This window comes from Microbacterium pumilum, from assembly GCF_039530225.1.
Classification (GTDB): domain Bacteria; phylum Actinomycetota; class Actinomycetes; order Actinomycetales; family Microbacteriaceae; genus Microbacterium; species Microbacterium pumilum.
Genome location: NZ_BAAAOH010000001.1, coordinates 3,018,309 through 3,032,130 on the forward strand (window position 1 = coordinate 3,018,309; position 13,822 = coordinate 3,032,130).

At 68.7% G+C, this 13,822-nt stretch carries 11 protein-coding genes and 1 pseudogene; 4 read left to right on the forward strand and 8 right to left on the reverse strand.

Annotated features, from left to right (window positions below; translation table 11 throughout):
* The first annotated feature begins 7 nt into the window (after window positions 1-7).
* Window positions 8-490, forward strand: coding sequence for a Dps family protein (locus ABD188_RS13540; RefSeq protein WP_344063209.1), 483 nt, complete (start codon window positions 8-10; stop codon window positions 488-490).
* 41 nt (window positions 491-531) lie between these two features.
* Here the strand turns inward: ABD188_RS13540 and ABD188_RS13545 are convergent.
* From ABD188_RS13545 to ABD188_RS13580, 8 genes and pseudogenes are all read right to left on the reverse strand, one after another.
* Window positions 532-1,200: pseudogene (locus ABD188_RS13545) on the reverse strand (response regulator transcription factor); the annotation flags it as partial.
* A 20-nt stretch (window positions 1,201-1,220) separates the two neighbouring features.
* Window positions 1,221-2,591 (reverse strand): sensor histidine kinase, encoded by a 1,371-nt coding sequence (locus tag ABD188_RS13550; protein WP_344063212.1) that lies wholly within the window; start codon window positions 2,589-2,591, stop codon window positions 1,221-1,223.
* Entirely contained in the window at window positions 2,572-4,128 is a 1,557-nt protein-coding gene (locus ABD188_RS13555; protein ID WP_344063215.1) for a multicopper oxidase family protein, read from the reverse strand. The genes ABD188_RS13550 and ABD188_RS13555 overlap by 20 nt, the downstream gene beginning before the upstream one ends.
* Window positions 4,129-4,218: 90 nt before the next feature.
* Entirely contained in the window at window positions 4,219-5,724 is a 1,506-nt protein-coding gene (locus ABD188_RS13560) for an amidohydrolase (RefSeq protein ID WP_344063218.1), read from the reverse strand.
* Window positions 5,721-6,362: an FMN-binding negative transcriptional regulator gene (locus ABD188_RS13565; RefSeq protein WP_344063221.1), complete on the reverse strand. Its 642-nt coding sequence runs from the start codon at window positions 6,360-6,362 to the stop codon at window positions 5,721-5,723. The genes ABD188_RS13560 and ABD188_RS13565 overlap by 4 nt, the downstream gene beginning before the upstream one ends.
* Before the next feature lie 40 nt (window positions 6,363-6,402).
* The gene (locus ABD188_RS13570) at window positions 6,403-7,449 is read right to left on the reverse strand and encodes an Fpg/Nei family DNA glycosylase (RefSeq protein ID WP_344063224.1); all 1,047 of its coding nucleotides are present in this window, start codon (window positions 7,447-7,449) and stop codon (window positions 6,403-6,405) included.
* Window positions 7,450-7,458: 9 nt separating this feature from the next.
* Window positions 7,459-8,004 (reverse strand): ribose-5-phosphate isomerase, encoded by a 546-nt coding sequence (locus ABD188_RS13575; protein WP_344063226.1) that lies wholly within the window; start codon window positions 8,002-8,004, stop codon window positions 7,459-7,461.
* Window positions 8,005-8,067: 63 nt separating this feature from the next.
* Window positions 8,068-9,273 (reverse strand): ferrochelatase, encoded by a 1,206-nt coding sequence (locus ABD188_RS13580; RefSeq protein WP_344067104.1) that lies wholly within the window; start codon window positions 9,271-9,273, stop codon window positions 8,068-8,070.
* Window positions 9,274-9,605: 332 nt separating this feature from the next.
* Here ABD188_RS13580 and pepN point away from each other — a divergent pair, with 332 nt between their 5' ends.
* The 3 genes from pepN (at window position 9,606) to ABD188_RS13595 (ending at window position 13,819) form a co-directional block, all read left to right on the forward strand.
* Window positions 9,606-12,152, forward strand: coding sequence for an aminopeptidase N (gene pepN, locus ABD188_RS13585; RefSeq protein WP_344063229.1), 2,547 nt, complete (start codon window positions 9,606-9,608; stop codon window positions 12,150-12,152).
* A gap of 66 nt (window positions 12,153-12,218) precedes the next feature.
* A complete protein-coding gene (locus tag ABD188_RS13590; RefSeq protein WP_344063232.1) occupies window positions 12,219-13,325 on the forward strand; it encodes a mechanosensitive ion channel family protein in 1,107 nt (368 codons plus the stop codon).
* A complete protein-coding gene (locus ABD188_RS13595) occupies window positions 13,322-13,819 on the forward strand; it encodes a globin (protein WP_344063235.1) in 498 nt (165 codons plus the stop codon). Before ABD188_RS13590 ends, ABD188_RS13595 begins: the two co-directional genes overlap by 4 nt.
* The last annotated feature ends 3 nt before the right edge of the window (window positions 13,820-13,822 follow it).

Sequence of the window (13,822 nt, forward strand, 5' to 3'; positions counted from 1 at the left end):
GGCGAAGATGACAAACACGCAGACCACTCCGGCCACCTCGGCCGATCCGACCGCGGCAGCCGCCGCGGCCCAGTTCCTCACTCCCGTCGTCCTCGGTATGCAGGCCCTGGCCGTGAACGGCAAGCAGGCGCACTGGAACGTGCGCGGCGCGAATTTCATCGCGATCCACGAACTCCTCGACACTCTCGTCGACCACGCTCAGGACGGGGCCGACCTGGCCGCAGAGCGGATCGTCGCACTCGGCCTGCCGATCGACGCGCGAGTCTCGGCGGTCGCCGCGAAGACGACGACGGCGGTTCCTGCCGGCTTCACGCAGTGGGAAGACATGATCCGCGCAGTCATCGCCGACATGGACGCTGTGATCGGCGACGTGAAGACAGCGATCGACGGACTCGATGAGGTCGACCTGTCGAGCCAGGACATCGCGATCCAGATCGCAGAGTCGCTCGAGAAGGACCGCTGGTTCCTGTTCGCGCACCTCGCTGAGTAGGCGCGAGCTTCAGAACGGCCCTCGGCATCCGCCGAGGAGTCTCGCTGCAGCCAGGCGAGCACGGCGAGCACTCGCCGGTGCTCCGTGCCGGACTCCTCGAGCCCGAGCTTCGCGAAGATCGAGCTGATGTTCTTCTCGACCGCGCCGACGCCGACGAAGAGCCGACCGGCGATGCTCGCGTTGCTGCGACCTTCTGCCATCAACTCGAGAACGTCCCGCTCGCGGGGCGTCAGGGCCGCGAGCGGATCCGGTCGCGCCGCCAAGAGACCCCGTACGACGAGGGGATCGAGCACCGTTCCCCGCTCATGGATGCGGCGCACGGCATCCGTGAACTCCTCCAGCGAGGTCACCCGGTCCTTCAGCAGATAGCCCACTCCGCCCTCGCCGCTCGCGAGGAGCTCGCGGGCATACACGCCCTCGACGTACTGACTGAGCACCAGGATGCCGGTGCGAGGCAGCGCCTCACGCAGCTGGAGCGCCGCGCGGATGCCCTCGTCGCGGAACGTGGGCGGCAGCCGGACGTCGAGGATGGCGACATCCGCCATCGCGCCGGAAACCCGGGCGACGATGTCGTCGGCATCGCCCCACGCACCCGCCGTGAGGTACCCCGCCTCGTCGAACAGCCGGATGAGTCCCTCACGCAGCAGCACGGAGTCCTCGATCAGCACGACGCGGAGTGGTGCCGAGCCGGCATCCCGCGGCGTGCCCATGCCCTCAGGATATGCCGCGTTCACGGTGCCGTCACGGCAAGCGGCACGTGCGCGCCGATCGTCGTCGGTCCGCCCGGCGCACTGTCGATCACCAGTACGCCGCGGAGTCCTGCCACCCGATCGCGGAGACCCTCGAGGCCGTGTCCCGGCTGCAGACCGGCTCCCCCACGGCCGTTGTCGACCACCCACACGTCGAGCATCGCGGGCTGATCCGCGTAGCTCGGCCGCAGCGACGCCTTGAGCGTCGCGGCCGACGCGCCGGAGTGCTTGACGGCGTTCGTCAAGAGTTCGGCGACGACGAAGTAGATCGTGCGGGCGACCTCGGGGCTCACGGCGGTGTCGACCGCTGGGTCGATGTCGACGCCCACCGGCAGGGCGCTGCCCGCGGCGACCGCGCCGAGCGCCGCGGCGAGACCGCGATCCTGCAGGAGAGGCGGTGCCACACCCGCCGACAGGGCACGAAGCTCGTCGAGAGCGGTCTTCGCGTGCACCTGGGCTTCGCGGGCGAGTGCCACTGCGGCGCCGGAGTCACCGGCTGTGGCCCGACGCTCCAGGGCAGCGAGGTCGAGCTGCAGGCGAACCAGGCGCTGCTGAGGGCCGTCGTGGATGTCGCGCTCGAGCCGTCGCAGCGCGGCGTCTTCCGCCTGCACGGCTGCTCCGCGTGCGGCCGCTTCTGCCCTGACCTCCGCTGCAAGGTCGTCCGACGGCCAGCGGCCCAGCATCCCGCTCGCGATCGCGTGGTGGAGCCGCGCGAAGCCGCCCATGGCCCACGGCAGGGTGATCGTGAACACGATTCCCGCGAGGGCGTAGAGGACGATCTCGACCGTGTCGTTCGACCATCTGCCGAACAGCCAGGGAAGGGCTTCGGACACGTAGGTGCCCCAATCGCCGTTGTCCGGCCCGCTGGGCAGGAACACACCCCACACCGAGTAGGTCAGACCGCCGAGGCCGACGCTCAGCCACACCGTGGTCAGCGTGAACGTGACGATGCTGACGATCGGACTCACGATCATGCCGTGCACGAGGTACACCCAGTAGTGTCCGTTGCGCAGCGGGCGGGTGAGCGTCATCCAGAAGCCATCGGCTTCCGGCCGATCGCGATTCCACGTCGGCTCGGCGATCGGGGGCAGCCCGGTCAAGCGGAGCAGGTAGCGATCGGCGACGCCGAACCCGCGCGCAGCGAGCAGCGCGAGCGCGAGGAGCGGCAGGCCGATCACGAGGACGATGAGGCCGCCGCCGGTCGAGAGGAGCGTGATGAGCACCACCAGCGACGTGATGGCGAGCGCGAACACGACGAGCAGATAAAGCGCGCTGCCCGGCGTGCGCTTCCACCATTCGCCGTACTCGGCCCATGCGGAGCGTGGTCGGGTGTCAGTGGTCGTGGCGGTCATCGGTCTCTCCCTCGGTTGTTGTCAGGGCGGGCTGCTGCCCGGGTTCGACGACCAGGAACTGTCCCATCATGCCCTGGTCCTCGTGCCACAGCAGGTGGCAGTGATACATGTACGGAGTCGTCGGATCCGCGTAGTCGTCGAAGGTCACGAGCAGCCGATACACACGGTCCTTCTCGAGGGCGATGGTGTCTTTCCATCCCGCGAGACGCGGTGGCGGCGCAGCGCCGTCGATCGTCAGGACCCGGAACTGCGTGTCGTGCACGTGGAACGAATGCGGCAGCGGATTCTCGTTGCGCACCGTCCACACTTCGCTCGTGTCGACGTTCACCGTGAAGTCGACCCGTGACATGTCCATCTGGCGGTCATTGATGTTGTGGCCCGACATCACGAACGACCGCTCGGTAACGGAGTGCGCGGCATCCGGCGCAGGCAGTTCGGCGAGTACGGGCGCGACCTCGGGCGACGGTGAGGGGGCGTCCGCCCCACGCAGCTGCATGACGTCGAACGTCGCTGCGCCGGCATTGAGAGCAGGATCGGGCGCACGAGACTGCAGCGCCACCCGCTCCCCCGACGCGATCGTGACGACGATCTCCGCCCGCTCGCCCGGCGACAGCGGAATGCTGGTCGACGGCACCGGCGCCTCCAGCAGTCCACCGTCGGTCGCGATCAGATCGAACGTGCGGTCGTCGGCGAACGTGAAGTCGTACATCCTCGCGCTGGATCCGTTGAGCAGGCGCAGGCGCACCCGCTCGGTGGCCACGTCCAGGTGCGGTGTCGGCGTGCCGTTCACCAGCACGGTGTCCCCCAGCACGCCGTCGAACTGCATCCCGAGACCGCCGGAGAAGGCGCCGTCGGACGAGAAGGACCGATCCTGCACGATCACCGGGATGTCGTCGACTCCGTAGTCACGCGGGAGAGCGAGCGCCGCCTCGTCCGGATCGCGGAGCAGGAACATGCCCGCGAGTCCCGCATCCACCTGCGCTCGGGTCTCGCCGTGCAGGTGCGGGTGGTACCAGAGGGTGGCCGCCGGCTGATCGATCGTCCATTCCGGATGCCACGTCGCGCCAGGCTGTATCGGCGAGTGCGGTCCCCCGTCCATCGCGGCAGGAAGGTGCATGCCGTGCCAGTGGACGGTCGTGTCGGCATCGAGGGAGTTCGTGACGTCGACCCGGACGGTCTCACCACGCGCGGCGACGAGTGTCGGCCCGAGGTAGGTCCCGTTGTAGCCGAGCGTCGGCGTGGGGCCCTGCGAGACGAAGTCGGTCGCGCCCGACTGGGCCTCGAGCCGGAACACCCGCACTCCGTCGATCACGAGCGAGTCGGCGAGTGGCGGGATGCGCAGCGGGTCGTCGAACGAGACCGTTCCGGTGGCAGGGGGCGTCGGCCGCCCGGTCTGCGTCGCGATCCAGATTGCGCCGGTGGCGACCACGACCACGACGGGGGCGGCGACGAGGACCCCGACGAGGCCGCGTCGGCGTCGCGGGCGGGGCGCGACAGGAGCCGGAGGCAGCTGCGGGATCGACAGGGAGGAAGTCATGCTCCCAGCCTCGCGACGCGCGGCGGACGGAGGCATCCGATGTCCACCCCGATCGCGAGGGGGGCTGTCCCCCCTCCCGCACTGGCTACCTCACGTCACGTGGGTGACGCGGCCGGACACGAGCGTCGCGGCCACCGACAGGCTGCGAAGCTCACGCTCTGAAGCGACAAGCGGGTCTACGGCGCACAGAGCCAGATCAGCCGGTTCGCCCGGCTCGATCCTCGAGGCGTCGTCCGAACCGCCGTGGGTCGACGCGGCGAGAGCGGTTGCAGCATCCAGCGCCTGGTGGGGCTGCCACGGCTCTCGCCCGTCGCGCGTACGGAACACCGCCGCCGCGATCGCCGCCCACGGATCGAGCGGCGAGACCGGCGCGTCGGATCCGAACAGGAGGTTCGCACCGGTGTCGGCCAGCGTGCGGAGCGGATACGGCTGCGCGGTCTGTCCCGCCCAGATGGCATCGGTCAGATCGCGGTCGTCGATCGCGTGCTCGGGCTGCACCGATGCCCCCACCCCCAGTCGACCGAATCGCGGGATGTCGGCATGCGCGACGAGCTGAGCGTGCTCGATCGTCCCCCACGCACCTGTGGCTGCGAAGGCGTCGAGTGCGTACGAGTTGGCGATGTCGCCGATCGCGTGGATCGCCGAGGCGAGCCCCGCGGCCGTCCCCCGCGTCATGATCTCGACCAAAGCCGCCGGTTCCACGGTCAGCAGCCCGTGATCGTGGGGATCGCCGGGGTAGGCGTGTGAGCACGCCGCGGTCCGGGTGCCGAGCGACCCGTCGGTGATGACCTTGAGCGCGCCGACGCGGACGAGGTCGGATGTCGCGCCGCGCACCGGATCGCCGCTGCGAAGTCCCTCGGCGATCGCCCGATCGAGGTGCTGCGGATAGATGCCGAATTCGACGCGCAGGATGTCGAAACCCGCCGACAGGCGGCGCTGCCAGGATTCCTCGTTCCAGGCCATGTCGAGATCCACGAGCCCGACGATCCCGCGCGCCGCGGCATCCCGCGCCATCCTCGCGACGAGCGGATCGGAGACCGTCGGATCCACGTCGTTGAGCCGCCGCGAGATCTCGAACGCGGGCACTTCGCGCAGAATGCCGACGCCGTCGGGTTCGAAACCCTCGCGGCGCAGGGCAGCGGAGTTCAGCCACACGCTGTGCACATCCGCGTTGATCAGGTAGGTCGGCACGTCGCCTGTTGCGGCATCCAGCACCGCGAGCGTCGGTGTATCCGGCCAGAGCGCGTCGCGGAATCCGGATCCGACCCTTCGGCCGTCCCCGAGCACGGGCGCCGTGGACATGATCGCTGCCGCCTCAGCGGCCGAGGTCGCCAGGCCGAGCGGCTCGCGCTGCGCCGACAGCGCCCACTGCACGACATGGACGTGGTGATCCCAGAGTCCCGGGATCAGCCAAAGACCCTGACCGTCGAGCACCAGACCCCGCCGGCGGAGTGAACCGACGGGTGCGATGTCGGCGATCACGCCGTCGGCGAGATGCACGTCGACCGGTTCGTCGACGAACGGATCAGTGCGCTCGGAGCCCGTCAGCCTGACGTTCGTCACGACATCGACGGTGTCTCCGCGGCCTGCCGTCATCGTGCGACCCTGCGCGCGTCGAGTGCTCGCTGCATCTCGGCGGCCAGGCGAGGATCGGCGTACGGACTCGCACCGGCGTCGAGCTCGGCGATGATCGTCTCGACGACCTCATGCGGGCGATTCTGGCTGAGCTTGCGCTTGGCGACCACCTTCGTCGGGGTCAGCCGGAAGCCGACCGTGCCGCGCTCGAGCTTCGTGACGAAGTCGCGATCGTTCGGCAGCTCCCACAGGAGGCGGGGCTGCGGCATCCCGCTCTCGAATCGTGCGACCAGGCGGTCGAGCACGCGGAGGTTTTCGTCGGGAGTGAGCAGCTCCGGGATGCCGGTCAGGTGCGCGGAAACGAAGTTCCACGTGGGCACGTTCGCGCCGTCGCCGTACCAACCGGGCGAGATGTAGCCGTGCGGGCCCTGCACGACGACGAGCAGCTCCCGCTCACCGAGGCCGAGGATCAGGTCGTCCGGGCGGCCGACATGCCCGACGATCGTGAGGTCGTCGCGGTCCTCGTCGAGCAGCACCGCATAGTGCGACGCGACCAGCCCGTCGTCGGTCGCGCTGACCAGGGTCATCCAGGGATTCGCATCGATCAGCCGGCGGAGTTCGCCGACGTCGGTCATCGCAAAGCTGGGATTCTGACGCATGGTCCCAGCCTACGAGTCTGGGCCGGACCGGCAGCGCGAGTCATGCCTGGCAGCTCGGGCACCAGTACAGCTTGCGAGTCGCGACCTCCTCGACGACGATCGCGGTTCCGCAGATGCGGCAGGGCAGCCCGGCGCGGTGATACACCCAGTGGCGATCGTCGCGGCTCGCCATCGCCGCCCGGTACGCCGCGGGATCGAGGTCGTCCATGGTCATCATCTGACCCGTCTCGACGCCGATCGCGAGGAGTCGCACCCAGTCGCGCCAGATCTCCCGGACGATCTCCTCGGGCACCTCGCGACCTGGAGTGTGCGGGTTCTGGCGGGCGCGGAACAGGAGCTCCGCGCGGTACACGTTGCCGATGCCGCCGACGACCGACTGATCCATGAGCAGCAGACCGATGCTCGTCGGCTTGCGGCGCACGACCGAGGTGAACCGCTCCTCGCCCGCGGCGACGTCATCGACGAGCGGATCGGGGCCGAGCTTGGCGATCGTTGCGGCGACTTCATCCGGCGTCTGGAGCTCACAGGCCGTCGGACCACGCAAGTCCGCGCAGGTCAGCTCCGTGAGCAGCCGCAGCCGCACCTGACCGACGATCGGCGGCGGCCACATCTCGCCCTCATCCGCCAAGCCGGTGGTCTGCTCCGACATGCGCACGTGCACCCGCGTGCGCCGCGGGGCGCCGATCGAGGTCAGCGAGTTCTCGCCTGCGGCATCCAGTATCCGCTCATCGACGCCGACCGGATCCGCGGCGCCCTCGGCGTGATCGCCGTCGGGCGGGAGCGTGGTGCCCCGCTGGTTCGTCTGCCCCATCCGCCCGTTCGCCGACGCGATCGTCGGATCCGCGAAGATCTGGCCGGCGAAGTCCCATGCTCCGTACATCCCCAGATGGACGCGAAGCCACAGGTCGTCGTCGAACTCGAGGAACATCTGCTTGCCGACCGCCTTCACGGCGGTCGCGGTGCGACCGTCGAGCACCGACGCGCCCTCGACGAACCGGCCCTGGGGGCTGCTGGCGCCGACGGGGCGGCCGACGATGTTGCGATCGAACTGCCGCGCGATGCGATGAACGGAATGGCCCTCTGGCATGCAGCGGGCTCAGCCGGCTTCAGGGTCGAACGAGCTGTCGTCCGACGCCAGCACGTCGGGCCGGCCGGCCTCGCCGCGGGGATCCGGCTCCAGTGTGCCGTCGTCCTCGAACGCCGCGATCTGCGCGATCCTGCGCACGTGGCGCTCCTCATTGGAGAACGGGGTCGCGACGAAGCGGTCGATGAACGTCGTCGCTTCCTCGAACGTGTGCTGGCGCGCCCCGATCGCTATGACGTTCGCGTCGTTGTGCTCGCGGGCGAGCTCCGCTGTGGCGATGCTCCACACGAGCGCGGCGCGCACGCCGCGCACCTTGTTGGCCGAGATCTGCTCACCGTTCCCCGACCCGCCGAAGACGATGCCGAGCGCTTCGATGCCGGCTTCCTGGTCGCGCACCACGGCTTGGGCAGCCCTGATGCAGAACGCCGGATAGTCATCGAGCGGCTCGAAGTCGACCGGTCCGTGGTCGACGACGTCGTGCCCCTGCTCGGCGAGGTGATGGACGAGCTGCGTGGCGAACTCGAGGCCGGCGTGGTCGGTCGCGATGTGGAGGCGCATGCGTCAATCCTAGGGAGGCGCGCGTCAGCACGTCGCGGGTTTGGGGCGGAGCCCCATCGAGCACTAGGGTGCCAGGCCGGCGGCGGCAGGCTTGAAGCCGGCGCGCACGTTCTCGCAGCATCCGGGCCGGCACACGTCGAACCAGGGACCGAGCGCGGTCTCGTGCGGCCGGGTGACGGCCGGCGTGCCGTTGCGACGCTCCTCGATCAGATCGACGAGCCCAGCCACGTAGGCGGGATCGATGCCCGGGGTCGGGGTGCGCACTGCCGGCAGACCGGCTGCGGATGCGGCATCCATCGCCTCGGTGTCGAGATCCCAGAGCACCTCCATGTGGTCCGAGACGAACCCGAGCGGCACGATCACGAGGGCCTCGGCGCCCTGAGCAGGGAGCTGCTCGATCACGTCGCACACGTCGGGCTCGAGCCACGGCTGCGACGGCGGACCGGAGCGCGACTGGTAGACGAGCTGCCAGGGCACGTCGACGGCATCCGGAATCTCGACCGACACCCGCTCCATGACGCGAGCGCCGACAGCCAGATGCTGCGCTTCGTAGGCACCGCCCGGCCCGAAGTCGATGTCCCTCGGACCCGAGCGCTCTGCGTCCGCCATCGGGATGCTGTGCGTCGAGAACAGCACGTGCACGGCGCTCGGCGGCATGCCCGCGTCGAGGAATGCGGCGATCGCGTCGCGTACCCCGGTGAAGAACGGCTCGACGAAACCAGGGTGATCGAAGAATTGCCTGACCTTGTCGATCGTCACCTCCCCCGCGAGTCCGGTGTCGGTGAGCACACGCGCGTAGTCCTCGCGGTACTGCCGACAGCTCGAGAACGAGGAGTAGGCGCTCGTCGACAGTGCGAGCAGCGTGGTGTCGCCCGCCGCGGCGGCCTCGCGGACGGCGTCGTCGAGGTAGGGCGCCCAGTTTCGATTGCCCCAGTAGACCGGCAGCTCGATGCCGCGCGCGCTGAGCTCGGCTTCGAGCGCTCGCTTCAACGCGCGGTTCTGGGCGTTGATGGGACTCACTCCGCCGAAGTGTCGGTAGTGGTGCGCGACCTCCTCGAGCCGCTCGTCGGGGATCCCACGACCGCGCGTGACGTTCCGAAGGAACGGGATGACGTCATCCTGTCCTTCGGGTCCTCCGAAGCCGGCGAGCAGCACGCCGTCGTAGGCAACCGGAACCTCCACGTGCGCCGGCCCGGATGCCGCCGCATCCGATGCGAACGGTACCGTTCCCCGTTGTTCGTCTACGCCCGTCGTCCCATTCGCACTGATCTCGGTCACTCCTCCATCCTGACACCGCGCGAGGCGACACCGGCCTGCACTCCCGACCATGGACGATGCGAGTGCGGCGACCGCGGCGGAAGCGGCACTGGCCGCGCTCCGGGAGGAGAGCGGCGCGCTCCTTCTCCAGCGCCGAGGTGAGTGCTGGGTGTGCGTCTTCACGGAGAATTCCCCAATCGTCTGACTCCTCGTCGCGCGGGATCGGCCTGACGTACGCTTGTACGGTTGTCGCCGGCGCCATCAGCGCGGGTGGCGTCCGACGGATCCCGTGCGGCTTCAGCCGTCCATCGAGATCCCCCACCCTCACCCACGGGAGCAACGCAGTGCCTGGAGAGAACCTGACCCGCATCGAGGCGCAGGAGCGCCGTGCGATCGTCGACACGCAGTCTTACGAGATCGCACTCGACCTGACGAGGGGCGCCGAGGTCTTCGGCTCGAGGACCGTCGTCCGGTTCACCGCGAACGAGGGCGCAGACACGTTCATCGACCTGATCTCGGGCCACGTCCGCACGATCACCCTCAACGGGCGTGACGTGCCGGTGTCTGCCCACGCCGACTCGCGCATCGCTCTGACCGGTCTGGCTGCGGAGAACGAGTTGATCGTCGACGCGGACTGCAGCTACACGAACACGGGTGAGGGCCTCCACCGCTTCGTCGACCCCGTCGACGACGAGGTCTACCTCTATTCGCAGTTCGAGGTGCCCGACTCCCGCCGCGTGTTCGCGGTGTTCGAGCAGCCCGACCTCAAGGCGACGTTCCAGTTCACCGTCACCGCCCCGGAGCCGTGGCAGATCGTGTCGAACTCACCGACCCCCGAGCCGAAGAAGCACGGCGACGGCACCGCCACGTGGACCTTCGAGCAGACTCCCCGCATCTCGTCCTACATCACGGCACTTGTCGCCGGACCGTACGAGTCGACGTTCTCCGAGCTCACGAGCGCATCGGGCCGCGTCATCCCGCTCGGCGTCTTCGCGCGCAAGAGCCTCTGGCAGCACCTCGACACCGACTACGTCTTCGACATCACCCGCAAGGGCTTCGCGTACTTCGAGGAGAAGTTCGGCTACGCGTATCCGTTTGCGAAGTACGACCAGCTCTTCGTGCCGGAGTTCAACGCGGGTGCGATGGAGAACGCGGGCGCCGTCACATTCACCGAGGCGTACGTCTTCCGCAGCAAGGTGACGGATGCCGTCAAGGAGCGTCGCGTCGTCACGATCCTGCACGAGCTCGCCCACATGTGGTTCGGCGACCTCGTCACGATGAAGTGGTGGAACGACCTGTGGCTGAACGAGTCGTTCGCCGAGTGGGCGTCGACGATCGCCACGGCCGAGGCCACCGAGTGGACCGAGGCGTGGACGACCTTCAACGCAATGGAGAAGACCTGGGCGTACCGCCAGGATCAGCTACCCTCCACCCACCCCGTCGTCGCCACGATCAACGACCTCGAGGATGTCCAGGTCAACTTCGACGGCATCACCTACGCCAAGGGCGGCTCGGTGCTCAAGCAGCTCGCAGCGTGGGTGGGCATCGAGCAGTTCTTCGCGGGCGTCTCGCAGTATTTCCAGAAGCACGAGTGGTCCAATACCGAGCTCGGCGACCTGCTCTCGGAGCTCGAGAAGACCAGCGGGCGCGAACTCGGCACGTGGTCGAAGAAGTGGCTCGAGACAGCGGGCGTCAACACCCTGTCGCCCGAGATCGCAACGGATGCGCAGGGCCTCATCACGCGCTTCGCGATCGTGCAGACGGCACCGGCGGACTATCCCACGATCCGCCCGCACCGACTGGGCGTCGGGTTCTACGCACTGCAGGGTGACGAGCTGGTGCGCGTGCACAAGCTCGAGCTGGATGTCGACGGCGACCTCACCGAGGTGCCCGAGCTCCGCGGCCGCACCCAGCCCGAACTCGTGCTCCTCAACGACGAAGACCTCGCCTACGCGAAGATCCGCCTCGATGCCCGCTCGCTGCGGACGGCGATCGACCACCTGGCCAAGATCAGCGATCCCCTCGCGCGCTCGCTCGTGTGGGGTGCGGCGTGGGATCAGACGCGGGATGCCGAGGCTTCCGCGACCGACTACGTTGCCCTCGTGCTGCGCAACATCGGCGCCGAGACCGAGTCGACGACGGTTCGCACCACGCTCGCCCAGCTGCAGCTTGCGGCGAACTCCTATGTCGCTCCTGAGAAACGGGACGCCACGCGAGAGCGCGTTGCGGACGCGCTCTGGGAGCTGGCCCGGCAGTCCGCGGCGGGCAGCGACAACCAGCTCCAGTTCGTCACGGCCTTCGCGACGGCTGCGTCCACCGCCGCGCAGTGGGAGCAAGTGCGCCAGGTGCGCGACGGCGAGGTGACGTTCGAGGGGCTCGAGATCGACACCGACCTCTCGTGGCAGCTCCTCGTGTCGCTGGCTGCGGGCGGCGTCGTCTCCACGGCCGATATCGATGAGGCGCTCGAGGCCGACAACACCGCGAAGGGCGGTGAGTTCGCCGCGCAGGCGAAGGCTGTGCTGCCGAATCTCGATGCGCGCAAGGCGGCCTGGGCATCGCTCATCGACAACGACGATCTGCCCAACACGATCGTGCGCTCGACGGCCGCCGGGTTCACCCATCCGGCCGGTGTGGCCCTCCTCGGCGACTTCGTCCAGCCGTACTTCGAGATGCTGCTGCCGATCTGGAACTCGCGCTCGTACCAGATCGCGCAGTACCTGATCGTCGGCCTCTACCCCGCCGCCCTCGCGAACAAGGCGCTGCGCGACGCGACGCGTGCGTGGCTCGCCGCCAACAGCGATGCTCCCGCGGCGCTGCGTCGGCTCGTCCACGAGAATGTCGCGGGCGTCGAACGTGCCCTCGCCGTCCAGGATCGCGACGCGCAGCAATAGCCTCAACCGGATGCCTTGGCCCCGCACTCAGGTAGGGCCAAGGCGTCCGTCGTTAGGATCGTGCCGATGAGAGTCATTCCCTCCGAAGTGATCGTCGTCGACCCTCCCGAGACCTGGTCGTGGGAGTGGTGGCTGAACCTCCTTGCCGGCGTCGGGTTGAACATCCTGACCGTCGCCGGAATCATCATCGGCGCGTTCGTCCTCAGCTGGATCCTCAAGCTCGTCATCCGCAGGGTCGTCAACCGGATCGTCTCGGGCGCCAAGAACAAGGCGAACGTCGTCGACACCCAGGCGCTCGAACGCTCACCGCTCGCCGCCGTTCGGCTCGTCCAGCGCACCCGCACGCTGGGCTCGATCATGCAGAACATCGTCAACGTGGTGATCGTGATCATCGCGATCGTGATGATCATCTCGCTGCTCGCTCCCAACGCCCTCGGCTCGCTCACGTTGCTCTCCGCCGCGATCGGCGCGGGACTCGGCTTCGGAGCTCAGAACATCGTCAAGGACGTCCTCAACGGCATCTTCATCGTCGCCGAGGACCAGGTGGGGATCGGGGATGTCGTCGACCTCGGACTCGCAACGGGCATCGTGGAGTACGTGAGCGTGCGCGTGACGCACGTCCGCGACGTGAACGGCACGCTCTGGTACGTGCGAAACGGCGAGGTCCTCCGCATCGGCAACATGTCGCAGGGCTGGTCGAGGTGCATCATCGACCTGTCGGTGCCGGTGAACGCCGACATCGATGAGGTCGAGACGACCATGCTCGAGACCGCCAAAGACCTCGCGAAGGACCCGAAGTGGCGCACGCGCATCATCGAGCAGCCGGAGGTCTGGGGCCTCGAGTCGGTGTCGGGCGATGCGCTCGTCATCCGGCTCGTGATGAAGACCCGTGCCAACGCGAAGGACGACGTCGCCCGTGAGCTCCGGATGCGCCTGAAGCGGGCGATCGACGCGCTCGACCTCGCGGTGCCGCAGCTGAACTCGGTCACGCTGACGGGGCTGGAGGGTGCTCAGCGGGTGCGCGGAGCCAATCCCCCCAAGACCAAGCCGACTCCCGTTCCGACGACCCCCGAGCGCCCGGTGTGGCGGCCCAAGAAGGGCGGGGCGAAGAAGGCGACCGAGTCGGAGGAGTCGGCCGACGCGGCGCCGGACGATCCGGACGGGCTGTCATGAGCGATCAATCGAGCGTGCCGCTCAGCTTCTACGACGAGGTCGGCGGGCACCAGACCTTCGTGCGGCTCGTCGACGCGTTCTACCGCGGCGTCGCCGAAGACGACGTTCTGCGTCCGATGTATCCCGAACAGGATCTCGAGCCCGCCAAGGAGCGGCTGACACTCTTCCTCGAGCAGTACTGGGGCGGACCGACCACCTACAGCCGTGAGCGCGGCCACCCTCGCCTGCGGATGCGTCACGCCGCTTTTCACGTGAACCCCGAGGCCCGCGATCACTGGCTCGCGCACATGCGCCGTGCCGTCGACGAGCTCCGCCTCCCCCCGCTGCACGAGACGACGCTGTGGGACTATCTGCAGCGAGCCGCCTACGCAATGGTCAACACATTCGAGCCGACCGGCATCGGGCCGGCGTCCCACGGTCGCGCTGCGTCCGGCCTCCCCCTCACCACCGAACCTGCCACCGCTGAGCCGCCGACCGGCGACGCTCGCGCTTGAATC

Excerpts from the sequence above, each read along its gene's own strand:
- ABD188_RS13555 (WP_344063215.1), bottom strand. The coding sequence starts at position 4,128 with ATGACTTCCTCCCTGTCGATCCCGCAGCTGCCTCCGGCTCCTGTCGCG.
- ABD188_RS13550 (WP_344063212.1), bottom strand. The coding sequence starts at position 2,591 with ATGACCGCCACGACCACTGACACCCGACCACGCTCCGCATGGGCCGAG.
- ABD188_RS13540 (WP_344063209.1), top strand. The coding sequence starts at position 8 with ATGACAAACACGCAGACCACTCCGGCCACCTCGGCCGATCCGACCGCG.
- ABD188_RS13590 (WP_344063232.1), top strand. The coding sequence starts at position 12,219 with ATGAGAGTCATTCCCTCCGAAGTGATCGTCGTCGACCCTCCCGAGACC.
- ABD188_RS13595 (WP_344063235.1), top strand. The coding sequence starts at position 13,322 with ATGAGCGATCAATCGAGCGTGCCGCTCAGCTTCTACGACGAGGTCGGC.
- ABD188_RS13565 (WP_344063221.1), bottom strand. The coding sequence starts at position 6,362 with ATGCGTCAGAATCCCAGCTTTGCGATGACCGACGTCGGCGAACTCCGC.
- ABD188_RS13560 (WP_344063218.1), bottom strand. The coding sequence starts at position 5,724 with ATGACGGCAGGCCGCGGAGACACCGTCGATGTCGTGACGAACGTCAGG.
- ABD188_RS13575 (WP_344063226.1), bottom strand. The coding sequence starts at position 8,004 with ATGCGCCTCCACATCGCGACCGACCACGCCGGCCTCGAGTTCGCCACG.
- ABD188_RS13570 (WP_344063224.1), bottom strand. The coding sequence starts at position 7,449 with ATGCCAGAGGGCCATTCCGTTCATCGCATCGCGCGGCAGTTCGATCGC.